General features: G+C 68.6%; 28 protein-coding genes and 1 pseudogene. 15 read left to right on the forward strand and 14 right to left on the reverse strand.

Features of this window, described 5'->3' with window-relative positions:
• Position 1: 1 nt before the first annotated feature.
• Positions 2-1507 (reverse strand): FAD-dependent oxidoreductase, encoded by a 1506-nt coding sequence (locus tag A5730_RS02250; RefSeq protein ID WP_067895038.1) that lies wholly within the window; start codon positions 1505-1507, stop codon positions 2-4.
• Positions 1508-1566: 59 nt separating this feature from the next.
• Complete coding sequence (locus A5730_RS02255; protein WP_067895041.1) at positions 1567-2391, reverse strand: hypothetical protein; 825 nt, start codon at positions 2389-2391, stop codon at positions 1567-1569.
• A gap of 131 nt (positions 2392-2522) precedes the next feature.
• On the opposite strand from A5730_RS02255, the gene A5730_RS02260 reads away from it, so the two are divergent.
• From A5730_RS02260 to katG, 3 genes are all read left to right on the forward strand, one after another.
• On the forward strand, positions 2523-3779 hold the full coding sequence (locus A5730_RS02260; protein WP_067895044.1) for an Ig-like domain-containing protein: 1257 nt from the start codon (positions 2523-2525) through the stop codon (positions 3777-3779).
• Between the two features lie 84 nt (positions 3780-3863).
• Positions 3864-4304 carry a Fur family transcriptional regulator gene (locus tag A5730_RS02265; RefSeq protein WP_055399182.1) on the forward strand — a complete coding sequence of 147 codons (441 nt, stop codon included), beginning with the start codon at positions 3864-3866 and terminating at the stop codon, positions 4302-4304.
• Positions 4305-6527 carry a catalase/peroxidase HPI gene (katG, locus tag A5730_RS02270; protein WP_067895047.1) on the forward strand — a complete coding sequence of 741 codons (2223 nt, stop codon included), beginning with the start codon at positions 4305-4307 and terminating at the stop codon, positions 6525-6527.
• Between the two features lie 61 nt (positions 6528-6588).
• Here katG and A5730_RS02275 read toward each other — a convergent pair whose 3' ends face one another.
• Entirely contained in the window at positions 6589-7326 is a 738-nt protein-coding gene (locus A5730_RS02275) for a glycerophosphodiester phosphodiesterase family protein (protein WP_082946686.1), read from the reverse strand.
• A gap of 69 nt (positions 7327-7395) precedes the next feature.
• The gene (locus A5730_RS02280; protein ID WP_369829848.1) at positions 7396-8250 is read right to left on the reverse strand and encodes a DUF1906 domain-containing protein; all 855 of its coding nucleotides are present in this window, start codon (positions 8248-8250) and stop codon (positions 7396-7398) included.
• Between the two features lie 287 nt (positions 8251-8537).
• Between A5730_RS02280 and A5730_RS02285 the strand changes: the two genes are divergently transcribed.
• From A5730_RS02285 to A5730_RS02300, 4 genes are read left to right on the forward strand one after another with little or no spacing between them, the layout of a single operon-like run.
• Positions 8538-9803: a glycosyltransferase family 4 protein gene (locus tag A5730_RS02285; RefSeq protein WP_067895053.1), complete on the forward strand. Its 1266-nt coding sequence runs from the start codon at positions 8538-8540 to the stop codon at positions 9801-9803.
• Positions 9797-10549, forward strand: coding sequence for a class I SAM-dependent methyltransferase (locus A5730_RS02290; protein ID WP_067895057.1), 753 nt, complete (start codon positions 9797-9799; stop codon positions 10547-10549). Before A5730_RS02285 ends, A5730_RS02290 begins: the two co-directional genes overlap by 7 nt.
• Positions 10536-11612, forward strand: coding sequence for a prenyltransferase (locus A5730_RS02295; RefSeq protein ID WP_067895061.1), 1077 nt, complete (start codon positions 10536-10538; stop codon positions 11610-11612). Before A5730_RS02290 ends, A5730_RS02295 begins: the two co-directional genes overlap by 14 nt.
• Complete coding sequence (locus tag A5730_RS02300) at positions 11609-11998, forward strand: ester cyclase (protein ID WP_197506111.1); 390 nt, start codon at positions 11609-11611, stop codon at positions 11996-11998. Before A5730_RS02295 ends, A5730_RS02300 begins: the two co-directional genes overlap by 4 nt.
• A 34-nt stretch (positions 11999-12032) precedes the next feature.
• On the opposite strand, the gene A5730_RS02305 is transcribed toward A5730_RS02300, so the two are convergent.
• Positions 12033-12698, reverse strand: coding sequence for a class I SAM-dependent methyltransferase (locus A5730_RS02305; protein ID WP_067895067.1), 666 nt, complete (start codon positions 12696-12698; stop codon positions 12033-12035).
• A gap of 165 nt (positions 12699-12863) precedes the next feature.
• Here A5730_RS02305 and A5730_RS02310 point away from each other — a divergent pair, with 165 nt between their 5' ends.
• Positions 12864-13490: a cutinase family protein gene (locus A5730_RS02310; protein WP_369829849.1), complete on the forward strand. Its 627-nt coding sequence runs from the start codon at positions 12864-12866 to the stop codon at positions 13488-13490.
• 218 nt (positions 13491-13708) lie between these two features.
• Here A5730_RS02310 and A5730_RS24570 read toward each other — a convergent pair whose 3' ends face one another.
• The gene (locus A5730_RS24570; protein WP_156745652.1) at positions 13709-13915 is read right to left on the reverse strand and encodes a hypothetical protein; all 207 of its coding nucleotides are present in this window, start codon (positions 13913-13915) and stop codon (positions 13709-13711) included.
• A gap of 257 nt (positions 13916-14172) precedes the next feature.
• Here A5730_RS24570 and A5730_RS02315 point away from each other — a divergent pair, with 257 nt between their 5' ends.
• Positions 14173-15009 (forward strand): family 16 glycosylhydrolase, encoded by an 837-nt coding sequence (locus tag A5730_RS02315; RefSeq protein ID WP_067895073.1) that lies wholly within the window; start codon positions 14173-14175, stop codon positions 15007-15009.
• A gap of 6 nt (positions 15010-15015) precedes the next feature.
• Here A5730_RS02315 and A5730_RS02320 read toward each other — a convergent pair whose 3' ends face one another.
• Both A5730_RS02320 and A5730_RS02325 read right to left on the reverse strand, forming a co-directional pair.
• A complete protein-coding gene (locus tag A5730_RS02320) occupies positions 15016-15861 on the reverse strand; it encodes an SAM-dependent methyltransferase (protein ID WP_067895076.1) in 846 nt (281 codons plus the stop codon).
• Between the two features lie 31 nt (positions 15862-15892).
• Positions 15893-16549, reverse strand: a complete 657-nt coding sequence (locus A5730_RS02325; RefSeq protein ID WP_231994610.1) for a hypothetical protein — start codon at positions 16547-16549, stop codon at positions 15893-15895.
• A 61-nt stretch (positions 16550-16610) separates the two neighbouring features.
• Between A5730_RS02325 and A5730_RS02330 the strand changes: the two genes are divergently transcribed.
• Positions 16611-17621, forward strand: coding sequence for an NADP-dependent oxidoreductase (locus A5730_RS02330; RefSeq protein ID WP_055402256.1), 1011 nt, complete (start codon positions 16611-16613; stop codon positions 17619-17621).
• A 2-nt stretch (positions 17622-17623) separates the two neighbouring features.
• Here A5730_RS02330 and A5730_RS02335 read toward each other — a convergent pair whose 3' ends face one another.
• The gene (locus A5730_RS02335) at positions 17624-18454 is read right to left on the reverse strand and encodes a class I SAM-dependent methyltransferase (protein WP_067895082.1); all 831 of its coding nucleotides are present in this window, start codon (positions 18452-18454) and stop codon (positions 17624-17626) included.
• A complete protein-coding gene (locus A5730_RS02340; protein WP_067895085.1) occupies positions 18447-19106 on the reverse strand; it encodes a heme-binding protein in 660 nt (219 codons plus the stop codon). Before A5730_RS02340 ends, A5730_RS02335 begins: the two co-directional genes overlap by 8 nt.
• 202 nt (positions 19107-19308) lie before the next feature.
• On the opposite strand from A5730_RS02340, the gene A5730_RS02345 reads away from it, so the two are divergent.
• On the forward strand, positions 19309-19563 hold the full coding sequence (locus A5730_RS02345) for a hypothetical protein (RefSeq protein ID WP_067895349.1): 255 nt from the start codon (positions 19309-19311) through the stop codon (positions 19561-19563).
• Between the two features lie 92 nt (positions 19564-19655).
• Here A5730_RS02345 and A5730_RS02350 read toward each other — a convergent pair whose 3' ends face one another.
• Positions 19656-21110, reverse strand: a complete 1455-nt coding sequence (locus A5730_RS02350) for an aldehyde dehydrogenase (protein WP_067895088.1) — start codon at positions 21108-21110, stop codon at positions 19656-19658.
• 125 nt (positions 21111-21235) lie between these two features.
• Here A5730_RS02350 and A5730_RS02355 point away from each other — a divergent pair, with 125 nt between their 5' ends.
• Positions 21236-22054: an alpha/beta fold hydrolase gene (locus A5730_RS02355; RefSeq protein ID WP_067895091.1), complete on the forward strand. Its 819-nt coding sequence runs from the start codon at positions 21236-21238 to the stop codon at positions 22052-22054.
• A 3-nt stretch (positions 22055-22057) separates the two neighbouring features.
• Here A5730_RS02355 and A5730_RS02360 read toward each other — a convergent pair whose 3' ends face one another.
• Positions 22058-22960 carry an NAD(P)-dependent oxidoreductase gene (locus tag A5730_RS02360; protein ID WP_067895094.1) on the reverse strand — a complete coding sequence of 301 codons (903 nt, stop codon included), beginning with the start codon at positions 22958-22960 and terminating at the stop codon, positions 22058-22060.
• 145 nt (positions 22961-23105) lie between these two features.
• Here A5730_RS02360 and A5730_RS25370 point away from each other — a divergent pair.
• Positions 23106-23390: pseudogene (locus A5730_RS25370) on the forward strand (PE family protein); the annotation flags it as partial.
• 417 nt (positions 23391-23807) lie between these two features.
• On the opposite strand, the gene A5730_RS02370 reads toward A5730_RS25370, so the two are convergent.
• On the reverse strand, positions 23808-24992 hold the full coding sequence (locus A5730_RS02370; RefSeq protein WP_067895099.1) for an acyl-CoA dehydrogenase family protein: 1185 nt from the start codon (positions 24990-24992) through the stop codon (positions 23808-23810).
• 118 nt (positions 24993-25110) lie between these two features.
• Here A5730_RS02370 and A5730_RS02375 point away from each other — a divergent pair, with 118 nt between their 5' ends.
• Together A5730_RS02375 and A5730_RS02380 are read left to right on the forward strand one after the other, a co-directional pair.
• Positions 25111-25491, forward strand: a complete 381-nt coding sequence (locus A5730_RS02375) for an NYN domain-containing protein (protein ID WP_067895102.1) — start codon at positions 25111-25113, stop codon at positions 25489-25491.
• Entirely contained in the window at positions 25488-26444 is a 957-nt protein-coding gene (locus A5730_RS02380; protein ID WP_067895105.1) for a nitronate monooxygenase family protein, read from the forward strand. The genes A5730_RS02375 and A5730_RS02380 overlap by 4 nt, the downstream gene beginning before the upstream one ends.
• Here A5730_RS02380 and A5730_RS02385 read toward each other — a convergent pair.
• A complete protein-coding gene (locus tag A5730_RS02385) occupies positions 26425-26736 on the reverse strand; it encodes a DUF4333 domain-containing protein (protein WP_067895108.1) in 312 nt (103 codons plus the stop codon). The genes A5730_RS02380 and A5730_RS02385 overlap by 20 nt on opposite strands.
• Positions 26737-26828 lie beyond the last annotated feature (92 nt).

The following is a 26828-nucleotide window of genomic DNA, read 5'->3' on the forward strand; positions in this document are numbered from 1 at the left end:
CTCAGGCCGTCAGATCGCGGGTGGCCGGTCCCTCCAGCAGGGTGCCGTCCGGCGCGAAGCGCGACCCGTGCAGTGGGCACTCCCACGCCTTGTCGGCGTCGTTCCAGTTCACGATCCCGCCGAGATGCGGGCACACCGGCGAGACGCGGTGCTCGGTGCCGTCGACACGGCAGCGCGCCTCCAGCCGCCACGGCGGCCCGCTCACCACGCCGCCCTCGTCGGGGCCGGGACTCCGCTTGCCGGTGCGCAGCAGCGGGGTGATCCAGCCCTTGGCCAGATCGAAGCCCACTTCGAGGTTGGCCTGCATGGCCGTCGGCAGACCCGTCAACTCGTGCGGGCTCCAGCTGGCGAACGCTTTGGCCCAGTCCATCCGGCCACCCAGGATGCGGCTCGACAGCGCCAACGCGGCGGCCGCACCGTTGGTCATCCCCCACTTGTTGAATCCCGTTGCAACGAAGATGGTTTCGGTGTTCGGCAGGATGGGCCCGACGTAGGGCAGCTGATCGATCGGCGTGTAGTCCTGTGCCGACCAGAAATGCGTCTGCTTGGCGCCCGGGTAGTGCTGGCGGGTCCACGACGCCAGTTCCTCGAGCGCCTTGGTCGGGCTCTTCTTGCGGCCCACGGTGTGGCCGCCCCCGCCCACGATCAGCAGCTCCCCGTCCGCGACGGGCGCGTAGCGCACCGAGCGGGTCGGCGAGTCGCTGGAGATCATCATCGGCCTGGTGATGTCGCCGGGGACCTTGAAGGCCATGCAGTAGGACCGGCTCGGCTTCACGCGTGCGAAATATCCGCCGCGATCCAGGATCGGGATACCGGTGGCGAGGACCAGTTGCCCGGCTTGCAACTCGACGTCTTGCTGCGCCGCGTCGTTGACGTGCACGCGCACCCGTCCGCCCCGGCTGGACACCCGCCGGACCCGCGTGTGCTCGACCAGCCGGCCGCCCCGGTCGAGCAGTTCCTTGGCCAGCGCGTCCAGGAACGGCATCGGATCGAACTGCGCCTGGTCGCCGAGCCTGACCCCGCCGTGGTACGGGAACGGCACGGCGGCGTCGTCGTCCCAGACGGCGGGCAGCCCGACCGCTTGGCACGCCTTGAGTTCCAGGCGCGTGGACGGCACTCCCTTGGCGGATTGGGCATAGGTGTAGGCGTCCTCGCGCTGCACCGGTATGTCGTGGGACTCGCAGTAATCGATCACCCAGTCCTGGCCCTCGCGGTTCCCGTCGACATAGGCGCGCGCCAATTCCCGGCCATGCCTGGGCAGGATCTTCGACAGGTGGGTGCTTTGCAGCAGGCTGATCTTCGCGGTGGTGTTGCCGGTGGCGCAGGCCCCGACGGTGCGCGCCTCGAGCACCAACACATCCTTGCCCGCGCGGGCCAACAGGACCGCCGTCATCAGCCCGGTGATGCCGGCGCCGACGACGATCACGTCCGCGGAATGGGAGCCCTCGTCAAGCTGGCTTGCGGCCCAAGGCTGTTCGGCCCGATTGGCCAACCATAAAGACGTCACGCGTGGGCTAATACCCCTCCCGAACCCGGGGAAACACCGCGGCGGCGCGGTGGCCGCCGTCACGCCCGCTTCAACTGCGCTTTCGCCTCCGCAACCAAATCTGCGGCGGCGCGGCTGGCTTGCTGGGCCTTGTCGTACTTCGTCTCGGCGCGGTCGACGTCGCGTTCGGCCGTGCGCAGGGCCGCGAGCGCGTCGTCACGGCGCTGGCGGGCGGCGTCACGTTCGGCCTGACGCTCCGACAGCTCGGTGTCGGCGTCGGCCTTCTTGCCCTCGGCGGCGGCCACGGCGGCGGTCAGCTTTTCGAGCCGCCGCCGCGCGGCCGCGTCGCGCGCGGACGGCTCGGCGGGTTGTGCCCCCGATTTCGCCGCCGGCGCCGGCGCCTTCGCGGACCGGGCCTGGCCCGCCGATACCGGGGTCGCGCCCCCGAAATCGCCGAAACCGGACCACTGCTCGGGCCGGGCCAGCCGGCCGAGCCGTCGCCGGACGTCGGGGTCGGCGATGGCCGCCTGCAGCGTGCTGGTGATGTCGTCGCGCACCGCCGCGGACGGCCGGCTGATGTCGGCCGCCTCGAGCGCGGCCCGCGTGAGCTCCCCGATGAGCCGATGCTGCTCGGCGGACAAGTCCCGAATGCGCGCGCCGTCCATCGCGGCGTGTGCGGCGCGCAGCTCGTCGCCGAGGTCCGCCAACCGTTGCCGGGTGTCCCCGCGCGCGAGGGTGAGCCGGTTGACGATCCATGCCGCGGTGGTCGGCTTGTTGGCCGCGGAGATCCGCTTGGCGGCGGCGTCGTCCCCGCGGCGCTTGGCCGCGGCCGCCAATCGGGTGCGCTCCCCGGTGAAATCCCGCGGTGCCGCCCAATACAGACTGTCGAGTTCGTCGTCGGCCATGAGGCCATGATCCCCGCGCCGCCGCCCGTCGGTTTAGAAACCGCACGTCCGTGGCACCTGATGGACAACATCGTCCCGCCCGCGGCGACTGCGCCCCGGCAGCTAACAGAACGCAAGGATCCGTCAGCTCAATGATGCCCACGACCAGCGATCGGCCCGTCCGCCGGACCTTTCTGGAGCGCAGCGCCAACCGGATACTGTTCGCGGTGCTGGCGGTCGTCGTCGTCGCGGCGTCGCTTGCCGGTTGCGGTCACCGCAGCGCCTCGTCAAACACCCCGGGGCCCGCGCACGTCACGATCACGCCCGGCCCCGACGCGCGTGACATCGATCCGGTAGCCCACGTCATGGTCAAGGCCGACACGGGGACGTTGACCGAGGTCCGCATGGTCAACGAGAGCGGCAAGTCCGTGCAGGGCGTCATGACCCCGGACAACACCGTATGGAAGCCCACCGTCCCCCTCGGCTACGGCCGCACATATACCCTGACGGTCACCAGCCGCGGCCCCAACGGCGTTGCGGCGACGCAAGTTTCGTCGTTCTCCACGCTGAAGCCGTCCAACCAGACCAAGGTTTCGTTCACCACCACGGCGGAGGCCGCCCTCAAAGACGGCGGCACCTACGGCGTCGGCACCGTGGTCGTGGCCCACTTCGACGAGCAGATCGCCGACCGGGCCGAGGCCGAGCGGCACCTGGCGGTGACCACTGACCCCAAGGTGGAGGGGTCGTGGTACTGGGTGGACGGCCAAACCGCCCACTGGCGGCCGGAGCACTACTACGCGCCGGGCACCACCGTCACCGCCGAAGCCAAGATCTACGGAATCGCGTTGGGCGAAGGCCTATTCGGCCAAGACGACGCCAAGGTGTCGTTCCGGATCGGCGACGCGCACGTCTCCATCGCGGACGACGCCACCCATCAAGTCAGCGTCTTCAACAACGGCGCCCTGGTCCGCACGATGCCGACCTCGATGGGGATGGGCGGCACCGAGGACGTCGGCGGCAAGAGCATCTCGTTGTGGACGCCACCGGGCGTCTACACCGTCCTGGACAAGGGCAACCCCGTGGTGATGGATTCCTCGACGTTCGGGTTGCCCAAGAATTCGCGCCTCGGTTATCGCGAAACGATCAACTGGGCCACCAAGATCAGCACCGACGGCATCTACCTGCACGAGCTGGACGCGACGGTGTGGGCCCAGGGGCACCAGGACACGTCGCACGGCTGCCTGAACCTCAACGCCGACAACGCGAGATGGTTCTACGACTTCTCGGTGCCCGGCGACGTGGTCGAGGTCCGCAACAGCGGCGGCCCGGCGCTGACGCTGGCGCAGAACGGCGACTGGACGCTCAGCTGGGACGACTGGCGCAAGGGTAGCGCCCTGAAGCCGACGTGACGCAGCCCATTCGTCGCCGGCAGTTGTGCCCCACTTCACAGTAAAGTCTTGACTCGTTCCAGATAAGTGCGTCATATTGGTGCGGTGTCATCGACGGCCGATTACGCGGAACGATTGCGGATGGCCGATCTCCGGGTGACCCGTCCCAGGGTCGCGGTGCTGGAGGCGGTGGACGCCCACCCCCATTCCGACACGGAAACCATCTTCTCGGCGGTGCGCGTCGGCCTGCCCGATGTCTCCCGCCAGGCCGTGTACGACGTGCTCAATGCGCTGAGCACGGTCGGACTGATCCGCCGCATCCAACCCTCCGGGTCGGTCGCCCGTTACGAGTCGCGCGTCGGCGACAACCACCACCACGTCGTCTGCAGATCCTGCGGAGTGATCGCCGACATCGACTGCGCGGTCGGCGAGGCGCCCTGTCTCACCCCGGCGGACGTCGACAACGTCCTGGACGGCTTCGTCCTGGATGAGGCCGAGGTCATCTACTGGGGCGTGTGCCCCGACTGTTCGACTGCTGGTTCCTAGATCGCAGCCCGATTTATCCACCACCCCGAAAGGAACGCTGTGAGCGAAAGCGAAAACCCCACAATCTCGGCGCCAACACCGAAATCGAATGCGCCGCTGACCAACCGGGACTGGTGGCCGGATCAGGTCGACCCCTCGATGCTGCAGCCGCACAATCCGAAATCGACCCCGTACGGCGAAGACTGGAACTACGCCGAGGAGTTCGCCAAGCTCGACGTCGAGGCGCTCAAGGCCGACGTGATCTCGGTGATGACCACCTCGCAGGACTGGTGGCCCGCCGACTACGGCCACTACGGCGGCCTGTTCATCCGGATGAGCTGGCACGCGGCCGGCACCTACCGCATCTTCGACGGCCGGGGTGGCGGCGGCCAGGGCATGCAGCGGTTCGCCCCGCTGAACAGCTGGCCGGACAACGTGAGCCTGGACAAGGCCCGACGGCTGCTGTGGCCGGTCAAGAAGAAGTACGGCAACAAGATCTCCTGGGCCGACCTGATCATCTTCGCCGGTAACTGCGCGCTGGAATCCATGGGATTCAAGACGTTTGGCTTCGCCTTCGGCCGCGAGGACGTCTGGGAGCCCGAGGAGATCCTGTGGGGCGAGGAGGACACCTGGCTGGGCACCGACAAGCGCTACTCCGGCGAGCGTGACCTCGCCCAGCCCTACGGGGCGACCACCATGGGGCTGATCTACGTGAACCCCGAGGGTCCCGAGGGCAAGCCGGACCCGATCGCCGCGGCGATCGACATCCGGGAGACGTTCGGCCGCATGGCCATGAACGACGAGGAGACCGCCGCGCTGATTGTCGGCGGGCACAGCTTCGGCAAGACCCACGGCGCCGGCAGCGGCGACCTGGTCGGCCCGGAGCCGGAGGCCGCCCCGATCGAACAGCAGGGCCTGGGCTGGAAGAGCTCTTACGGCACCGGGGTCGGCAAGGACGCCATCACCAGCGGCCTGGAGGTGGTCTGGACGCCCACCCCGACGAAGTGGGACAACACCTTCCTGGAGACGCTGTACGGCTACGAGTGGGAGCTGCAGAAGAGCCCCGGCGATGCGTGGCAGTTCGTCGCCAAGGACGGCGCGGGCGCGGGCACCATTCCCGACCCGTTCGGCGGCCCCGGCCGCGCGCCGACGATGCTGGTCACCGACATCTCGATGCGCGAGTCGCCGATCTACCGCGACATCACGCGGCGGTGGCTGGACCACCCGGAGGAGCTGACCGAGGCGTTCGCCAAGGCCTGGTACAAGCTCCTGCATCGCGACATGGGCCCGATCAGCCGCTACCTCGGACCCTGGGTTGCCGAGCCGCAGCTGTGGCAGGACCCGGTGCCGGCGGTCGACCACGAACTGGTCGACGAGCAGGACATCGCGGCGCTGAAGGGCAAGGTGCTCGAGTCGGGGCTGTCGGTTCCGCAACTGGTGAAGACGGCCTGGTCGGCGGCGGGCAGCTACCGCAACACCGACAAGCGCGGTGGCGCCAACGGGGCGCGGCTGCGCCTGGAGCCGCAGCGCAACTGGGAATGCAACGAGCCCTCGGAGCTGGACAAGGTGCTGCCGGTGCTGGAGAAGATCCAGCAGGACTTCAACGGCTCGGCATCCGGCGGCAAGAAGATCTCGCTGGCCGACCTGATCGTGCTGGCGGGCTCCGCGGCGGTCGAGAAGGCCGCCAAGGACGCCGGCTACGAGATCTCCGTGCACTTCGCGCCCGGGCGCACCGACGCCTCGCAGCAGAACACCGACGTGGAGTCGTTCGCGGTGCTCGAACCGCGGGCCGACGGCTTCCGTAACTACATCCGGCCGGGCGAGAAGGCCCCGCTGGAACACCTGCTGATGGAGCGGGCGTACCTGCTGGGCGTGACCGCCCCGGAGACGACGGTGTTGATCGGCGGGCTGCGCGCCCTGAACGCCAACCACGGCGGCGTCAAGCACGGCGTCTTCACCGACCGGCCGGGCGCGTTGACCAACGACTTCTTCGTCAACCTGCTCGACATGGGCACGGAGTGGAAGCCGTCGGAAACCGCCGAGAACGTCTACGAGGGCCGCGACCGGGCCTCGGGCGCGGTCAAGTGGACCGCGACCGCGAATGACCTTGTGTTCGGCTCGAATTCGGTGCTACGCGGGTTGGCCGAGGTCTACGCCCAGGACGACAACAAGGGCAAGTTCGTCGAGGACTTCGTCGCGGCCTGGGTCAAGGTCATGAACAGCGATCGGTTCGACCTGAAGTAAGACCACGCTGTAGCGCAATCCGGCACCTCCGCGGGCCCTCGGCTCGTGGAGGTGCCGCGCGCTAACGCGGCCGCCATTCGTTTCGCGCGATGAGGACGTCGCGCAGGACGTCCGCGCGATCCGTGATGATGCCGTCGACACCGATATCGCAAAGTGCGTGCATGGTGTTCGGGTCGTCCACGGTCCACGCGTGCACCTGGAGTCCCGCCGCATGCAGGGCCCTGACCAGTCCGGGCGTGATGATCGGTACGCGGCCCAGCCGGGGCGGCAGCTGCAGGCAGTCGCTGTCGCGCAGCATCTGCCAGGCATACGCTCGGGCGACCGGCGTCCTCGCCGCCAGCAGTGCCAGAAACGCGCTCGTGCCGGCCGAACTGGCGACCCGTTTCGACAGCAGACTCAGCGCGCGCCGTCGCCGACGATCGGAAAACGACGTGATCAGCACCCGGTCATGCGCGTGCAACCGTTCGACGACCTCGACGGTGGGCGCGATGGCGGACGCGGCTTTGATATCGATGTTGACGCGCATGTCCGGCAGTGCGGAAAGCAGTTCTTCCAGGGTGGGGATCGCCTCCCCCGCACCGAGATTCAGCCGGCGGACGTCACGCCAGTAAGACTGGTCGATGGCGCCCGATTCGCCCGATTCCGACCGGAACGTGCGGTCGTGCAGGATCACCGCGACGCCGTCGCGGGTTGCCCGGACGTCGGTCTCAATGTAACGAAGCCCGAGCTTCGCCGCCTCGTGAAACGCGCCCATGCTGTTCATCGGCAATCGGAAGGCGGTGAAACCCCTGTGCGCCATGGCGATTCGTCCGGCGTCGCGCAGGTACTGCAGTGTCGGTTCGCGCGGTTGCCTGGCTGCACGCACGGCTCACCGAGCCAGATCCCACTGACCGAAGTCGGGCGCCAGAACGTCGTCGATGTCCACGTTGATCCCGCCGAGGACCGGGCTGGGATTGGCCGGGCTGTTGACGACGGACTGATAGAGCACTGCCGTGGGCTCGCGGTCACCGTGCGACCACGATCTGGTCTGCCACGCCCACCGGTGCCCGGGCGTTGTCGAGCTGCCGATGACGCCGTCGCGGATCGCCCAGCCGCACGCTGCGGCGTGCCCGTAGATGCCGGTGCGGCCGACGCCCAGCACCGAATTGATTCCCCGGAACCACTGGACGGCAACGCTATTCCAGGTGTTGACGTCGATGTCGTCGTCGATGCTGAAGAAGATCGGGGCCGAGGCCGGGCCACCGGCCGCGCCGTGCAGCCGCAGGGCGCTCTGCGCATCCGCCACGCCGCCGTCGTAACCGCGTGTGCAGTCCGAGGGATCGGGCCAGCCGGGCTTGCCGTATTGAAAGTTGCTGACGATTTGCAGGCCCGCCGCGCGCAGCGCGTCCGCGTATTCGCGGGTGATGGGCTTCGCCTCGAAATTCGCGCCCGGCCGCGACAGCGACACGTAGTTCACCACACCGCCATAGCCCGCCGATTTGATCTCGTCCGGCGCGATGCGGCGCTCGGCGAAATCGATCAGCCGCATGTCCGCGGCGGACGCCTTGGGCCCCGCCGGGCCGGCGGCCAGCGTCGCGAAGCCGAGGAACGCCGGCGCAGCGGCGAGCCGGAGGACGTCGCGTCGCGACACCGATCGCCGTCCGCCCCGTTCTGATGCAGCCGCATCCTGCACCGCGCGATGGTACCTCGGCCGCCCTCGGCCACGCGGCGGAAGCCGTCGCATCATGCCCGGCTCCCCCGCCGATGCGGGCTGGGTATACCAGCGGGTACCTCGGCCCGGGTGAACGGTTAAATCCCTGAAGAAGCCGAATGGCATGATCATTTCGTGCCGGAATTCCGTCAGACCGTTTACCCGGGAGTCGGTGACGTCCGAGCTCGTTGCGCTCGATTAGGTAATCGAACTATAGTCTGGACACATGTCCAGTTTGCTGTCACGGAGCTCGGGAGTCCGTTGACCGCGATGGGTTCGGCGCTGTTCCGCGGTCATTCACCAGCAAAGAAGAGTTGAGTATGCGAATTGCCCTGCTGTCCTACCGTAGTAAGACCCATTGCGGCGGACAGGGCGTCTACGTGCGCCATCTCAGCCATGGTTTGGTCGAACTCGGTCACGACGTCGAGGTGTTCTCCGGCCAGCCCTACCCCGACCTGCTCGATCCGCGGGTGCGGCTGACGAAGGTGCCGAGCCTGGATCTCTACCGCGAGCCGGACCCGTTCCGCGTGCCGCGACCCAGCGAGATCCGCGATTCGATCGACCTGTTGGAACTGCTCACCACGTGGACCGCGGGGTTCGCCGAACCGCGGACGTTCACCATGCGCGCGGCCCGGGCGCTGGCCGGCCGGACGGCCGATTTCGACGTCGTCCACGACAACCAGAGCCTGGGCACCGGACTGCTCACCATCGCCGAAGCGGGGCTGCCGGTGGTGGCCACGGTGCACCACCCCATCACCCGCGACCGGGTGCTCGACCTGGCTGCCGCGCGGTGGTGGCGAAAGCCGTTGGTGCAGCGCTGGTATGGGTTCCTGGCCATGCAGCAGCAAGTGGCGCGCCAAATCCCGGACCTGCTGACGGTTTCGTCGTCGTCGGCCGCGGACATCGTCAGCGACTTCGGCGTCGCGCCGGAGCAACTGCACGTGGTGCCGCTGGGCGTGAACACCGAACTGTTCAAGCCCGGCTCGCCGGCTCGCCAGCCCGGGCGGATCATCGCGATCGCCAGCGCCGATACGCCGCTCAAGGGCGTGCGCACGCTGTTGCAGGCGATCGCCCGGCTGCGCACCAGCAGGGATCTCGAGCTGCGCCTCGTCGCCAAGGTGGAACCCAACGGCCCCACCCACAAACTGATCGCCGAGCTCGGCATCTCCGACATCGTGCACATCACCAGTGGGCTCTCCGACGCCGAGCTCGCCGCGCTGTTCGCGTCGGCCGAGGTCGCGTGCATTCCGTCGCTCTACGAAGGGTTTTCGTTGCCCGCGGTGGAGGCCATGGCCAGCGGTACGCCGATCGTGGCGAGCCGGGTCGGCGCGTTGCCGGAAGTCCTCGGCACCGACGGCGCGTGCGCCGAGCTGGTGCCGCCCGCCGACGTCGACGCGCTGACCCGCGCGCTCGGCGACCTGCTGGATTCGCCGGAGAAGCGGCGGAGCCTGGGCAAGGCGGGACGAACCCGCGCGGTCAACGTGTTCAGCTGGGAAGCCGTGGCGGCGCAGACTGTCCGGGTGTACGAGCGGGCGATCGCACGCAACGCCGCCTCGGCCGCCACCCATGGTGACGCCCAATGCTGACCGTGGATTTCGACCGGCTCCGCGTGGGGCCGGCCACCAAGGTCATCGATGTGGGGTGCGGGGCCGGCCGGCATGCGTTCGAAGCGTATCGGCGCGGCGCCGATGTGGTCGCGTTCGACCGGGATGCGGACGAATTGCGTTCGGTGGACACCATTCTGCGCGCCATGGCGGAGACCGGCGAAGCCCCCGCCGGGGCGTCGGCGAAGGTGGTGCTCGGTGACGCGCTGAAACTGCCGTACGCCGACGAGACGTTCGACTGCGTGATCGCCTCGGAAATCCTGGAGCATATACCGCACGACGACGCCGCCATCGCCGAACTGATCAGGGTGCTCAAGGTCGGCGGCACCCTGGCGGTCAGTGTGCCGCGGTGGCTTCCGGAGCGGTTGTGCTGGCTGCTGTCCGACGAATACCACAGCAACGAGGGCGGCCACGTGCGCATCTACCGGGCCAGCGACCTGCGCGCCAAAATCGTTGGCGGGGGCATGAAAATAACGCACGCCCACCACGCGCACGCCTTGCACTCGCCGTTCTGGTGGCTCAAATGCGCCGTGGGGGTGTCGAACACCGATCACCGCGCGGTGTCCGCGTATCACAAGCTCTTGGTGTGGGACCTGATGCAGCGGCCGAAAATCACCCAACTGGCCGAGTCGCTGCTCAATCCGCTGGTCGGCAAGAGCGTCGCGATGTACTTCGTCAAGCACGCCGAAAGCCAAGCGACTGTGGGATATTCAGTTGCGTCGATTTAACCCCCCGGCGGTCGCGGGTGTCCTCACGCCCGACCAATGCCGTCAGACCGCGGAATCGATCGCAGCCACACAGGAATCTTCGGGCGCCATCCCCTGGTTCGAGGGTGGCCACACCGATCCGTGGGACCACGTGGAGTGCGCGATGGCGCTCACCGCCGCCGGTCTGCTGGAACCGGCGCGCGCCGCGTTCGACTGGAGTCGGCGCACCCAGCGCCCCGACGGATCCTGGCCCATCCAGCTGCGCGGGGGTGTCGTCGAGGACGCCAACAGCGACAGCAACTTCTGCGCCTACATCGCCACGGGCGTGTGGCACCACGTGCTGGTCACCGGCGACCGGTTCTTCGCCGCAATGATGTGGCCGGTCGTGCGCAAGGCGATCGACTTCGTCATCGACTTGCAGGTTGGCTATGGCGAGATTGGTTGGGCGCGAAGCGAAGCCGGCCCGCTGACCGAAGCCCTGCTGACGGGTTGCGCGAGCGTGTTTCACAGCATCCGGTGCGCCTTGGCGTTGGCCGCGCTGGTGGACGACCCCCAGCCCGAGTGGGAGCTCGCGCTCGGGCGGCTCGGGCACGCGATAGCCGCGCACCCGGAGGCGTTCACCGAGAAGGACCGCTACTCGATGGACTGGTACTACCCGATCCTCGGCAGCGCCCTGCGCGGGCCGGAGGCGGCCGCGCGAATCAGACAGCGCTGGGACGAGTTCGTGGTCGGCGGGTTGGGCATTCGTTGCGTCGCCGACCGGCCCTGGGTGACCGGCGCCGAGACATGCGAGTTGGTGATGGCGCTGGAGGCCATCGGCCAACGGCCGGCCGCCCACCGGCAGTTCGGCGCGATGCAGCATCTCCGTGAGGAGGACGGCTCCTACTGGACTGGATTGGTGTTCGCGGACGGTAAGCGGTGGCCCGAGGAGCGCACAACGTGGACGGGGGCGGCGATGATTTTGGCCGCCGACGCGCTGTCGAACACCACCGCGGGCGCCGGGATCTTTCGCGGCCACGGGCTGCCCCTGGGCCTGCAGACGGACTTCGACTGCGAATGCGTCGGCGCCGGGCCCGGCCGGTGAGTGCCGACGCGCTGCGAACGCTTTATCTGTCGTATCTGGATGCCTGCAATTCGCACGACTTCGAACGAATGACGACCTTCTACGCGCCGACGATCACGGTCAACGACGCACCCATGGAGCCGACTGCCGTCGCGGCGCAGTTCGCGCCGCTCGTGTCGGCCTTTCCCGATTGGCATTGGGAATTGCGGCATCTGGCGGTCGACGGGGACCTCATCGCGCTGCACTTCTCGGTCACCGGCACCCACCGGGGCAGTTTTCAGGGCATTCCGGCCACGGGTCGGCGGGTGGCCATCTCCGAGTTCACCATCTATCGGGTGCAAGACGGCAAGTTCGCCGAGGTTTGGGATCTCGCCGACATGGGCGCGCTGCTCAGTCAGATCGGTTGAGGCGAAAGCGCACTGACATTGCGCGGGATGACTCCTATGGGATGGGTTCCCCCGGGATACCGCTGACCCGTTCGAGCACGCGGAGCGAGCCGGTGGCCGAAACCTGCCGGAACTGGCCGGAATCGATTGCGCGACAGTAGATGTAGTACGGCGGTCGGCCGCCGTCCTTTGGGTCGGGGAAAACATCGTGGATGGCCAGCCCGCCACCGACCGCCACCCACTTGGCCCATCCGTCGAAGTCCTGGTTGGCGGCGGCCTCGCTGTGGCCGCCGTCGATGAACAGAAACCGCAGCGGCGACCCCCACCCGGAGGCCACGACCGGGGACTTCCCCACGACGGCGACGACGTGGTCGTCGAGTCCGGCGGCGTCGAGGGTGTGGCGAAACGCGGGCAGCGTGTCGAACAGGCCCGTGACCTCGTCGACCAGTGAGGCGTCGTGGTACTCCCAGCCGGCCTGATGTTCCTCGGAGCCGTGGTGGTGGTCGATCGTGTACAGCACGCCGGCGGTCTGTTGGGCCGCCGCACCGAGCAACAGGGTGGATTTGCCGCAATAGGTGCCGATCTCGACACCGATGCCGCCGTCGAGATACCGCAGCGCGGCCTCGTAGAGCGCGCGCCCCTCGTCGGCGGGCAGGAAACCCCGCACCTGCTCGGCCAGCGCGAACAAGCGCTCGGGCGCACTGGCATCGGCGTGACTCATCAGCCGAACCTATCGTCTGCCTCGCCGGAGCCGGCACGGTGGTCGGCCGTGCATCGAGCGGTCTCCATCCGTTGCCCAGCGGCCGGAGCGGGACCGCTTTACCATCGTGCTGTGCGCGCCCTACCTGTTCGTAAATGTGTCAACGCCCTCCTCGCCGTTGGGGCGCTGACGCTGACCGCCGCGATCCTCCCGCCCGGCACGCCGGGGGCCGCCCGACCGGCCGCGGCCGCCGGTTGCCCACCGGTGCAGGTGGTGTTCGCCCGCGGCCGGATGGAATCGCCGGGAGTGGGAACGCTGGGCAACGCGTTCATCAGCGCTCTGCGATCCAAGGTCAACAAGAACATCAGCGTGTATGCCGTGAACTACCCCGCCGACACCGAGGTGGCCCAGGGCGCCAACGACATGAGCCACCACGTGCAGGACATGGTGACCAACTGTCCCGACACTCGCCTCGTGCTGGGCGGTTACTCGCTGGGTGCGGCGGTCACCGACGTCGTGCTCGCCGCGCCCATCGGCGCGTTCGGTTTCGACAGCCCGTTGCCCGCGGGAACCGATCAGCACATCGCGGCCGTCGCGTTGTTCGGCAACGGCAGCCAATGGGTGGGCCCCATCACGAACTTCAGCCCGATCTACAACGACCGGACCATCGAGCTGTGCCACGGCGCCGATCCCATCTGCAACCCGGCGGACCCCAACACGTGGAAAGCGAATTGGCCTCAACATCTGGCCGGCGCGTACATCGACGCGGGCATGGCCAACCAGGCCGCCGATTTCGTCGCCGGCAAGCTCTGAGCGATCCGCCGGCGGATTACGCCGGAATCGCGCCTCGATCGGTGAAAGTCGGGCGCGGCTAGCGCCAACGAAGCCATCTACTACGCCCGGTAAGAGTTTAAGTCGGTCGGCTGCACTGAGATTTCCGAGTTATCGGATCGTTTTCGGGGCCCAACACTCGTTTGCGGACCCTAGTGGCCGGTTCTGTCGCGGGCTATTGCGCGGTTTGCGCGCGAAATTCAGGCCGGGGTGTTGGTGCTCGAGTACAGCTTGAAGTCGCGGACCAGCGGAATGACCTCGCCGCCGGCCGCCGCGGCATGCTGGCGGGCCAGGAAGGCCGGGTGGCGGCGCATCGCCTCGCTGCGTTCGCGTTCGTGCCGCTGGGCCGCGGTCCATACCGGGTGGGACTGAAGGAAAATAACGTTCGCTCCCGTTGTATTAGCCACGATCGTTAACTCCTCTCAGTGCCACCGGCAAAAGCTACGACTAGTGGTTATCGGCTCGTGATCTCAAGGATGCCCGGACGATCCTGAGACCAAACCATCCAACGAGTTGAGAATTAGCCATGAATTTGGGCTAATGCTCGGCCACCGTCGCGCCGCCGTCCGTGCTGGCCCGCCGGCGATCCGAAACTTTATCGGCGGGCACCGACACATTTCCCGTTTCGGCTTCGCACACGCCGTGCTGCTATGGTCGCTTGCCTATGCCGAAGATGGACCGCCGCCGCATGATGTTGACGACCGGGATCGGCGTGCTGGCAGCCGCGCTGCCTGCGCCGGAAGCAGGGGCGCGCCCCGTGGGGCGCGGCACCGCACCCCCGCCCGCCGCGCCCAGCGGCCAAACCGGAACCTACATTTTCCAGGACGAATTCGACGGCCCCGCAGGCTCGGCGCCCGATGCCTCGAAATGGACGATCGCCAAGGCCCGCGAGACGATCAAAGACCCGACGTATTGGGAGCTGCCCGAGCACATCGGGCAGTACCGGGACGACCGCCACAACGTCTTCCTCGACGGCAACTCCAACCTGGTGCTGCGCGCCGCCAAGGACGGCCCCACCTACTACAGCGGCAAGGTCCAAAGCCTGTGGCGGGGTGGCGTCGGCCATACCTGGGAAACCCGCATCAAGCTCAACTGCCTGACGGCGGGCGCATGGCCGGCCTACTGGCTCGGCAACGACGACCAGGGCGAGATCGACGTCATGGAGTGGTACGGCAACGGCAGCTGGCCCTCGGCCACCACCGTCCACGCCAAGGCCAACGGCGGCGAATGGAAGACCCACAACATCGCGATGGACAGCGGCTGGCACACCTGGCGCACCCAATGGGACGCGGCCGGCATCCGGTTCTGGAAGGACTACACCGACGGGGCCCAGCCGTACTTCGACGTCCCGGCCAGCTCGCTGCCGGATTGGCCGTTCAACGGGCCGGGCTACACGGTCTATCCGGTGTTCAATCTGGCGGTGGCGGGTTCCGGTGGCGGCGACCCGGGACCGGGCAGCTACCCGGCGGACATGCTCGTCGACTGGATCCGCGTCTGGTAAGCGCGCTCAGTGCGTGAGCAGGGCCGTCGCGCTCCAGGCCCTGCCGCCCGGGTGCCGCGGGTCGGGCTGGGGCAGCCAGGCCAGCGGGCGCATCCATAGCGGCAGGCGGTGAAACCGGTAAGCGGCGAGATACAGCGCCTGCACCTCCACTGTGCGCCAGCCCAGGTCTTCGAAGTAGGCCAGACCGTTCTCCGGCGCGAACTTGAAGGGCGCGTTCTGCATCATGCCGGCCATCTTCTTGTTCATCAGCTTCTTCAGCCCCGGGCCGGCGAAGTCGAGCATCCACCACGCGACCTCGGGCCGCTTGATCGCCGCGGAGAGCGCGGCGACGTCGCTTGCCTCCAAATACATCAGCAGCCCCTCGGTCAGCACCAGCGCCTTGGTGGCCCCGCGCAGGGCCTCGTTGAGGAAGGCGTCGCGGGCCGCGGGTTCGGCCAGGTCGACGGCCATCCGGGTCAGTCGGCACCGCGGCGTCTCATCGGCGAGCAGTTGCGTCTTCTCGGCGAGCAAGTCCGGCAGATCCGCCTCGACCCAGGTGAATTCGGCCGGAAGGTCGAGCCGATACGGGCGGGTGTCCAGGCCGGCGGCCAAATTGAGCACCCGATCGCAGCCGCCGGCGATCGCGTCGGCGATCGCGTCGTCGATGAGCTTGGTCCGCGCGACGAGCCACCAGCCGTTGCGGGTCGATCGCGGGACGTTGGCGACGATCTCGCGGCCGTGTTCGCCGGCGAGCCGCTCGGCCAGCGGGTCGCTGAACAGCGCGTCCGGGCGGGCCGATTCGGTCGCCCGGTGCAACGCCGTCCAGCGGGCCGTGTCCGAAACATGGGTGATGGTGTGCCTGGGGGTAGACATACCTGCGTTATAGCAGCGCAACCCCGCCGGCCTATTGGCCGGCCTTGCCCCCGGCGAACCACGCCTCGGTCACCGTGCGGGTCTGCGGCGGCGGGAAGACGGCACCGGGTGCGCCGAGCTGGCCAACCTTGACGGTCCACGCCGGCGCGGAGCGGTCGATGCACGTCCCCGGGCCCTGGCTGGGCAGCCACAGCACCTCGGGGTTGCCGGCGCCGCACCAGTAGATGCCCTCGTACCCGTCGGCGCGCAGGCCCCAGGCGCCGCCGTTGCGCAGCCGGCACCGCGTGCCGTCGTCGAGGGTCAGAGCGAAGGGGTCCGGGCTCGCGGTCGGCTGCACCGGCGGGAGCGAACCCCCGTATTTCACCCGATGCAGCTGCCGCTCCCACGGATCGTCGACGCACAGCAGTGATCCGGGCGTCGACGGCCAACACGTGCCGGCCCCGGCCGCGCTCGGCGAGCAGGAGTACACGTTGTCGTCCACCGCCGATGGTGACGCCGTGTCGCAGGTGACCATGACGACGTTGCCCTCCGGGGGTGTCTCCCGGTAGCCGTTGATCGGTTGGCCATCGGGCCCCACGGCCATGACGGTGATCTGCTGGGTGGGCGGCGGGTCCGCGGTGGCCGACCCGGGCGGCGAGAGCGCCGCGATCGTCAGCGCGGCGATGGGGACAGCGACCACTCGCGACATCACGTTCACCGCACAAAACCTTCCGTCCGGCGGGCCCATTGTTGAAGGGTACGGTGCGCATATGACCGATCGAAACCGTCGTTTCCTGCTTCGCGAACGCCCCACCGGCCGCATCGGCCCCGACACTTTCGAACTGACCGAAGAGGCGATCCCCGAGCTCGGCGACGGCGAGGCGCTGGTGCGTGTCGACTGGATCTCGCTCGACCCGACGAACCGCATGTGGATCAACGACACCCCGACCTACCTGCCCCCGGTTGGGCTCGGCGAAGTCATGCGCGCCGCAGGGATCGGCGAGGTGGTCGCGTCCAAGAGCCCCGCCTATCAGGTCGGACAGCAGGTGCAAGGGCTCCTCGGCTGGCAGGAGTACGCGGTGCTCACGGACACCGCGATGGTTAACCCGGTGGAAGTGGCACCCGGCATGTCGCCGAGCGCCTACCTCGGCGCCCTCGGGATGACCGGGCTCACCGCGTGGATCGGGATCCGCGACATCGGCAAGCCCCGGCCCGGCGAGACCGTCGTCGTCTCCGCGGCGGCCGGCGCGGTGGGCTCCGTCGCCGGGCAGCTCGCCAAGGCGGCCGGCGCCCGCGTCGTCGGGATCGCCGGGGGTCCCGAGAAGTGTGCGCTGCTCACCGACCAGCTGGGCTTCGACGCGGCCGTCGACCACCGCGCCGACGATTGGGCCGCGCAGCTGGCCGCGGCGACCCCCAACGGCATCGACGTCGACTTCGAGAACGTCGGCGGCGACCTGATGGACGCAATCTTCGCGCGCCTCAACATCGGCGCCCGCGTCGCGCTGTGCGGCCTGATCTCCGGCTACAACGCCGAGGACCCGCCGCCCGGCCCGCGCGCGTTCGGGAACCTACTCATCCAGCGCGCCACCGTGCAGGGCTTCATCGTCCTCGACCACTTCGGGCGCGCGCCGGAGGCGATCGGCGAGATCGCCGGCCTGATCGGGGCGGGGAAGCTCAAGCCGCTCGAGACCGTCGTCGAGGGATTCGAGCAGCTGCCGACGGCGATCAACATGCTGTTCGACGGCAAGAACGTCGGCAAGCTGGTGGTCAAGCTCGGCTGAGGTCAGCCGAATTCCAGGAGGGCGTAAACCCCGCGGTACGGCTTCGCCGGCGGAAACCGCCAGAACGCGGGGTACAGCGTCCCGAAGAACAGGCCCCGCCCCGCGGGCATCGGTACGTCGTGCACCGCGCGGATTCCGGGGATGGTGCGTGGCAGCTGCGCCAGTTGACGCACCGAAAGGCTGAACGGCATCGGCGGCACACGGTAGCGCTTGGAGGAACGCAGCCCCTTTCGTGCGACCTTCTTGACCACGGTCGGCGGTAGGTCGAAGAACATCTGGCCGCCGGGAAAGCTCTTGGCGCACTGGGCAATGAGCCCCAGCGCCTCGTCGGGCCGCAGGTACATCAACAGGCCCTCGGCGGTGATGAACACGCCGTTGCGGTCATCGACCGCATCGATCCAGCTGTAGTCGAGCGCGGATTGGGCGAGATAGGTGATTCGCGGTGAATCCGGCAACAGCCGCCGCCGTAGGTCCACGACCGAGGGCAAATCCACCGAGACCCAGTTGAATTGTGGGTCGGGCAGTGCGCGGTCCAACCGCCAGAAGGACGTCTGGAAGCCCTCCGCGAGCGCGACGACGGTCGCCCGGGGGTGGGCGGTGAGGTAGTCGATGGCGCACCGGTCGACGGCGAGCGAGCGCAGCGCCATCTCCTGGCCCCGGCGGCCGAACTTCTCGAAGTCGAACTCGATGGAGTCGACGAGCTGGGTGGCCATCGGGTCATCGATGATCGCGTCGGGAAGCGCCGCTTGGTGTGCCCTTCCGTAGAGCGTGAGCAGCGCCGTCTCCGAAACGCCGGTGAGCAGCCGCGCGTCCACCTTGTTGTCGTCACCCATCACGCGAAACCGTAACCGCCGACGCCGGGTCGATGGGAATTGCGACCTCATTGCGTCGCCGCATCGGCAGCGTCCACGGCGGGTCGTAGAACCAGGCCTCCGCCTCTCCGATGGGCCGAATCCCCCTGTCCCGCAACACCTTCACCAATTCGCCGGTTCGGGAGGCGACCGCCTTGGGGCTGCGGTCGCCGCTGAACCGCAGCACCGCCACGGTCGCGGGCGGCACGGTGACGAGCCGGACCTGATCGTCGTTCGGGGCGGGCAGCGTCTCCATCGTCCACTTCGCGGGCATGAAAAAGCGGATCGTCCAGCCTGCTTCGGCGCCGGCGGACTGGACGACGGGCGCGGTCATCGCGATCTGCTGGCCGCGGCTCGGCTGCTGGCTGACGGGCGCGGTCATCGAGATCGATGAATTGTCCCGATTGCCGCCGAAGATGTAGCCCGCCAGCCGTCGGAACCCGACGTCGCGGGCGCGGTGCTGGTCCGCGTCGACGACTGTCTCGGCGGCAATGCGCGGACCGTAGTGGCGTATCTCGACGTCGTCGGTGATCCGTTGGTGCGTGTACGTCGGCTCCTCGAGGCCCACCCGCACACCAACCACCGCCAGCAGCGATTCGGCCACCTGAGTGGCGATCTTGATCGGGTTCATCATCTGGGCGTTCTCCTTCCAGTGCCGCGAACGCGGGGCGGTGCGCCTCGACCGCATCGACCCACCTTCGCCATGGTGCCGCAAGCGCGGCCTGGCCGACGCCTTCGTCGTCGCGACAACGTTGGGATCGGTAGCCCGCGTCGCGGTTTGTACTTGGCGCAACGACGACGCCAATCCGGCGGCGCCCCACGAAAGGAAGTCAGAAATGAAGATCGTCCCGGCCAGCATCGAAGAGCAGATCAATCGGGTCGACCGGCAGCGCAGCCTCTACATCGGAATCAGCGCAGGCGCGGTCGCGCTGTGGAGCGCCTTCCGGCTGATCTGGGCCCTCTACATCGGCATGACGTTCGGCTGGTTCCTGGGGTCGATGGTCTTCCAGCTGGTGCTGTGGGGCGTCATCGGTACCGTCGCGGCCGTCGCTGCCGTCGGGTTCCTGACCCGCTACAGCAAGGGGTCTTGAACGCGGGCGTGCCGGCGGAGAGTCCCGAACCTGGTGCGGTTCGGGACTTTTCGCTGTCGGCCGCGGCGACACGCCGAGAAGACCGCACCGGGTTAGAGCTGAGCCCAGACCGATTTCGTCTTCATGTAGGCCTCGATCCCCTCGCGCCCGAACTCGTGACCCCAACCGGATTGCTTGTAACCGCCGAACGGCACATCGTGGTCGAACACCAACTGGCAATTGACCTGGACGCTGCCGGCCTGCAGCCGCTTGACGATGCGGTGGGCGCGGCCAAGGTTTTCCGTCCAGGCCGTGGCGGCCAGGCCGTAGGTGGTGTCGTTGGCCATGGCGACGGCCTCGTCTTCGTCGTCGAAAGGCAGGATGCAGACCACGGGCCCGAAGATCTCCTGCTGATAGAGCCGCATGCCGGGATCGACGTTGGTGAGCACCGTCGGGTGGACGAAGTAGCCCTTGCGATCCAGGCGGTAGCCGCCGGTGACCACTTCGACGCCGTCGCCGCGGCCCTCGTCGATGAAGCCCATGACGCGCGTCAGCTGCTTCTGGCTGATCAGCGGGCCGCTGACGCAGCCTTCCTCGCTGGGAGCGCCCAGCTTGAACGTATTCGCCATCAGCGCAATGCCTTCCACCACCCGGTCGTACACCCCGCGCTGCACGAAAATCCTTGAGCCACAGACGCATCCCTGCCCGGAGTGCACGAAGATGCCTAATGACGCCATCATGATCGCCTTGTCCAGGTCGGCGTCGTCGAAGATCAGCACCGGCGACTTGCCCCCGAGTTCGAGCATGACCTTCTTCAGGTTGCCGGCCGAGGCGCGCACGATCTCCTTGCCGACCTCGGTCGACCCGGTGAAGGCGACCTTCTCGACGTCGGGATGGGCGGTGATCGCGGCGCCGGCGGTGTGGCCGTATCCGGTCAGCAGGTTGACCACGCCCTCGGGGACGCCGGCCTGGTGGATCAGCCTGTCCAGCAACAGCGCCGACAGCGGGGTTTCCTCGGCGGGTTTGACCAGCATGCTGCAGCCCGCGGCCAGCGCCGGCGCGAGCTTCGCGCTGGCGTTGAAGATCGGGCCGTTCCACGGGAATATCAGCCCCACCACGCCGAAGGGTTCCTTGAGGGTGTAGGCGTGCATGTTGACGAAGGCGTCCGTCGCGATGCCGTCGGTCTTCACGTCGTAGGCGACGCCGTTGAGTTTGGAACACCAACCGGCGTAATAACGGAAGAACTCCGAGCAGGTGGACATCTGCAGCTGCGCCTGCATCAACGGCATGCCGGTGTTGAGCGAGTCGAGTCGGGCGAAGTCCTCGGCATGTTCGTCGATCAAATCCGCGATGCGCCACATGATCTTCGCCCGTTCGCGTCCCGGCAACTGGGACCAGACCCCCGATTCGAAGGAATCCCTGGCCCGCCCGGCGGCGTCGTTGACGGCCGCTTCGCCGCAGTCGGTGAACTCGGTGATCGTCTCCTCGGTGGCGGGGTCGATGACGGTGATGACCTCTCCCGTGCCCGGGCGCTTGCGGATGTCCTCCAATACGGCCTGCAGCGTCATCTCGTCCCTTCCGTGTCCCGGTCCCCCGCGCCCTCGATGCACCGAAAATGCTGAGCACTTGCTTAGCATTGGGGGTGCGGTGCGGTCAAGCGCGGGCGGAGTGCGGAGGCGTAGCGTCCTCAGCCATGGCCGACATCCGCTTCGTCGAGGCGAACGGGTTGAGATTCGCCTACCTCGAACAGGGCTCGGGGCCGCTCGTGCTGATGCTGCACGGGTTCCCCGACACCGCGCACACCTGGGATCACCTGCGCCCGCGCATCGCCGACAAGGGTTACCGCGCCGTCAGCCCCTTCATGCGCGGCTACCACCCGAGCGGGATTCCCGCTCGGGACCCCGACCAGGAGACCTTGGCCCGTGATCCGCTGGCGCTGATCGAAGCGCTCGGCGCGAGCGACGCCGTCGTCATCGGGCACGACTGGGGCGCGTCGGCCGCCTACGGCGCGGCCGCGATCGGGCCCGATCGCGTCCGCAAACTGGTCATCATCGCCATTCCGCATCCGGCGACCCTCAGGCCGTCGCTGAAGAAGCTCTGGGGGGCGCGCCATTTCGCGGCGTACAAGCTGCCGGGAGCGGCGAATCGCTTCGCGCGCAACGATTTCGCGGCGCTGCCCGCGATCTACCGGCGATGGTCACCGCTGTGGCGGCCGGACCCCCGGGAGTTCGACGCGGTGCGGGCGAGTTTCTCCGATCCGGCGAGCCTGAACGCGGCATTCGGCTATTACCGCAAGCTCTCCCCCATACCCAGCGCGTCGCTGAAGGCGCGCATCACGGTGCCGGTGATCGCCTTCGCGGGCCTGGACGACCCGATCGTCGAACCAGCGGACTATCGGCACGCCGCCCGGATGTTCGAGAACGAGTACACCGTCGAGGAGGTGCGGGGCGGACACTTCATGCACCGCGAGCACCCCGACGCGTTCGCGGAGCGGCTCTTGGCGCACCTGTAACGCCTAGGCGCCGACCAACTCCGGATGGAACTTGGCCGCCATGCGGCGCAGCCCGTCGCGCCAGTCGACGGTGGTGCCGCCGACGAGCTCGTGCATCCGGCCGCTGTCGGTCGGATTTCCGCGCAGCGCCTGCGCGCTCACCTCGAACACCGGCTCCTTGCCGACCAGTGAGCCGAGGTAGGCGCACCACTGTTGGATGCTGACCGTCTGGTCGCCGCACCAGTTGACCGTCGTCGCCGGGACGGACGCCACCTCGAGCAACTTCGGGATGGTCGCGATGATGTCGTCCTCGTGAATCGGGTTGTAGCGCGCGTCCTCGCCCGGCGGGACCGGGATCGGGATGCCCGCCAGCATCATCTCCATGTGGTAGAACGGCCATCCCCCGTTGTCGCCGTAGGGCACGTTGAGCCGGGCGATGGTGGTGGGCACCCCGAGGGCCCGCGCCATCGAGCGGGCCACCACCTCCCCGGCGATCTTGGAGATGGAATACGTGGGGAACAGGCATTTGTGGTTGTCGCCCAGCGCGGCGCGTTCGGTACGGGGATCGTCGTCCGGCGGGTCGTACACCGCCGCCGAGGAGCAATGCAGAAAGGCCTTCGCGGCGCGGCAGTGCGCCATCAGCAGGCCCACCGACTCGGCGTTGGCCGCGAGATCCTTGTCCCAGTTGCCGCTCTTGGCCACCGCGAGGTTGAGGACGTACTCGAAATCGGTTGGCAGATCGGAGAAGTCACCGGCCGCAAGGTTGACCGTCTGGCAGCGGACGCCGGCCTTCTCCAGGCCCTCCCGCGCGGCGGGGTCGGTGAACCGGGCGATGCCCCACACCTCGTTGTCGGACGCCAGCGCCCGCGCGATCGGGGTTGCGATTTGGCCGGTCGGGCCGGTGATCAGGATCTTTGAGCCACGCATTGGCTGATAGTAGGCGACGACCGGGCGGGGCCGGATGAAAGTGTGCGCACCACACCACCGGCCCCCTTAGACTTGATGTCATCGCCCAGCACAGCTGGTCCTTCGACGTACCGGCGCTCAAGGCTCGCACAGGAGCAGTACGCACATGGAATCGATGTCACATGACCCGGCGGCCGGTGCCATCGGGTTGCACGTGGTCGACATCGCGACCCGCGGTCTGACTTCCGGCGCGGCGGCGTCGGCGCCGGTGACCGCGCTGGTTCCGGCCGGGGCCGACGAAGTCTCGATCATGGCGGCCGCGGCGTTCGCCGCCGAAGGTACCGCCATGCTGGCGTTGAACACCGCCGCCCAGGAGGAGGTCGCGCGCACCGGGGTGGCGCTGACCGACATCGCCCGCATGTACTCCCAAGTCGACGGCGAGGCGGCCGGCGCCCTGGACTCCTCCGGCGCCCGAATCGCCAGCCATGCCTTCGTCGGACCGACGGGCGGTGGACTGACGGGCGCCAAGCCGCCCGTCGCGGCGGGCGGCTCGGTACCCCGCACGCCGCCGCTGACCAACCTGGTCCAGGGCGGCCCGGTCGCGGCCCCGGCGCCGCCGGCGCCGGTTACCGCGCCGACGGTGCCGAGCCCCTGCGCGGCGATGCCCGGTGCGGTCAACGCCGCATCGACGTTGCTGGGCGCCGGCGCCGCCCCGTTGAGCTCGCTCGGCTCGATCGCGCAGGGCGCGTCGGCCGGCGGGGCCTCCGGGCCGGGACTGGCCTCGTCGGTCACCGAGCAGAACGACGACGAAAGCGCCGGCAGCCAGCAGCCGGGCCAGAGTTTGGTGTAGCCGCCCGCCGTCAGCGATTCACAGGCCGGGCTGGTCCTCGATGATGCCGAGCCATATCTGCGCGACGTCGATCGCGACTTTCTCGCTGATGAAGGCGTGCTGCGTCCCGGTGTAGATGTCCCGGAAGGCGCGCTCGAGGCGGCTGCCCTCGCGGATCGAGCTGGTGCCCGCGACCAGGTGGGCCCATTCGGCGCAGCCCCGCGCCGTGTCGGTCGCGAAGACCGCCGCCACCCGCATGTCGGCGCGCAGGGCCGGTGTGAGCTCCTCGCCCGACGCCACCGCGGCCTCGGCGGTGGTAAACGCGTCGAGCACCAGCAGGCGAGCGGCCCGCCAGGCCGCGCGGTGGTGGGCCAGCCCCTTCTGGAATGTCGGGCGGCTGGCCAGCGACGCCATGTCGCTCATCCGGAACTTCGTCGCGGCCAGCTCCTGGACATCGTCGAGCATGCTCTTGGCGACGCCGAGCGCCCAGGACGCATGGCCGGCGGCGGTGACCGGCATCAGCCCCATCCGGGTGGCCGGCGACGTTCCGCGATAGGGCTGACGCACGAACAGCTCGAACGTGCGGCTCGCCGGCACGAACACCTCTTGGGCGCTGTAGTCGTACGAGCCGGTCCCCTTGAGCCCCTGCACGAACCAGCCGTCGTCGAAGCTGATCTGGTCGCGGGGAATCACCGCGACCCGCATCTCGGGGAAGCCCTCACTGATCCAGCGCATTTCGCCGTCGTCCATGGGCAGGAATCCCGCCGCGACGTACTGCGAGTGACCGATGCCCGAGCCGAAGTTCCACGCCCCGCTCACCAGGTAGCCGCCGTCGACGGCGGAGCCCTGCCCGTTCGGGAAGAATTGGCCGCCCATCGTGACGCGGTTGTCGTGTGCCGTGAACACCTCGGCGAAACCCTCGTCGGGCAGATACGCCGCCGCGGCGAACGAGGACGGCAGGTTGGCGATGCCGACCCAACCGAAAGAGCCGTCCTGCCAAGCCATTTCGATCCATGTCTCGATCATCTCGGTGAACGACGGCTCGACACCGCCGGCCTCGACCGGGTTGAACGCGGACATCAGTCCGCTCGCCCACATCTCGTCGACGATCGCCGGGGTGAGGGTGCGCGCCCGCTCGGATTCGGCGGCCTCGGCGCGCACCAGGTCGCGCATTCCGCGGGCCAGCGAGACAACCCGGTCATCGGTGTCGGCTATCAACGTCATTCACCTGTCCCATCGGCGGCAGCAGCGGAAACGGATATCGGTGACCGTACCAACCGGTTCGCGTCGAAAAGCGTGAAATTCGCGGGTGGGCGTGCGCGCTCGCCTTACCGTAGGGGTCGTGCGGTGGATCGTGGACGGCATGAACGTGATCGGAAGCCGCCCCGACGGTTGGTGGAAGGACCGCGGCCGCGCCATGGTCGCGCTGGCCGACCGCCTCGACCGATGGGCCGCCACCCACGGGGACCGCGTGACGGTCGTGTTCGAGCGGCCACCGTCGACCGCCATTGCCGCGTCGGTGATCGAGATCGCCTACGCGCCCAGGGCGGCCGCGAACTCGGCCGACGACGAGATCGTCCGCCGCGTGCGGGCCGACCCCCGTCCGCAGGACATCCGGGTGGTCACGTCGGACAAGGGGCTGAGCGACCGCGTCACCGGCCTGGGCGCGTCGGTCCATCCCGCCGCCGCCTTCCGCGACCTCATCGACCCGAGGGAATCATGACCACCACCAACCGGATCTGCGACCTGGCGCGCATCGACATCCCGATCATCCAGGCGCCGATGACCTACATCGCCGGTGCGAGGCTGGCCGCGGCCGTGTCCAACGCGGGCGGGCTGGGCATCATCGAGACGACGTCCGAGCAGGGCCGCGCGGACCTGCGGCGCGTGCGCGACCTCACCGACCGGCCGGTGGGCGCGAACATCGCGCTGATCATGAACCGCGACCCGGCCACCGTGGATCTGCTGGTGGACAACGACATTCGCTTCGTCACCACCTCCGCGGGCGATCCGGGACTGTTCACCGGCCGGCTGCACGATGCCGGCATCACCGTGTTCCACGTGGTGGGCACGCTCGCCGCGGCCCGCAAGGCCGTCGACGCCGGAGTCGACGGCCTCGTCGTCGAGGGCGTCGAGGGCGGCGGGTTCAAGAACCGCTTCGGCGCCTCGACCATGGTGGTGCTGCCCCTGGTCGCCGCCCACGTCGATGTGCCGATCGTGGCCGCGGGCGGGATCTGCGACGCGCGGTCGATGGCGGCCGCCTTCGTCCTCGGCGCCGAGGGCGTGCAGATGGGCACGCGCCTGCTGGCCTCGGCGGATTCCCCGGTGCACGGCAACCTCAAGCGGGCGGTCGTGGCGGCCGACGAAACCGCCACCGTGCTCCTCCCCCTCGACGGCAGACGGATGATGCGCGTCATCCGGACGGCCGCCGCCGAGAGACTCGACGCCGCAACGTCTTCCGGTGAGGGCGCCGCGGCGCTGCAACGCGTGCAGCGGCTCTACTTCGACGGGGACATGGACGCCAGCGTCGCCAACACCGGTCAGGTGGCCGGACGGATTTCGGATCTCCCCCCGGCCGCCGACATCATCGAGGAGATGTGGGCCGGGTGCCGCGAAGTGCTGGCGGCCACCGCGGATCGCCTCGGACCGCCGGGGCCTAGCTCGGCCGGCTCTTGACGTCGAAGACGACCTGCTCGCCCTCGACTTTGGTGATGCGCATGTGCGCGGTGTAGGGCTTGCCCTCCGGGCCGGTGAAGTGGCAGTCGAACTCCTGGCCCACCTTGGCCTCGACCCCGGATGGACAGTTCACGTCGGCCGGGTGGAAGCCCGTTTGGCTCGAGACGACGTCGACGACCGATTGCGCGGCGCCCTCGGGCTTGACCGTCGACTTCGCGTGGCATCCCGCGACCTGCAGGGCCAGCACACTCACCAGCACGCCCGCGGCAACCCGAACCTTGCCGTCATCCATCGCAGGCACTCCTTTGCGGCCGACCACCCTGTGGATGGGTCAGGCTAACACGGGCGCGCTGCGATGCGACAGCTCAGCGCGGCGAACACCGG

The organism is Mycobacterium sp. ACS4054 (genome assembly GCF_001667275.1).
In the GTDB taxonomy this organism is placed as follows: domain Bacteria; phylum Actinomycetota; class Actinomycetes; order Mycobacteriales; family Mycobacteriaceae; genus Mycobacterium.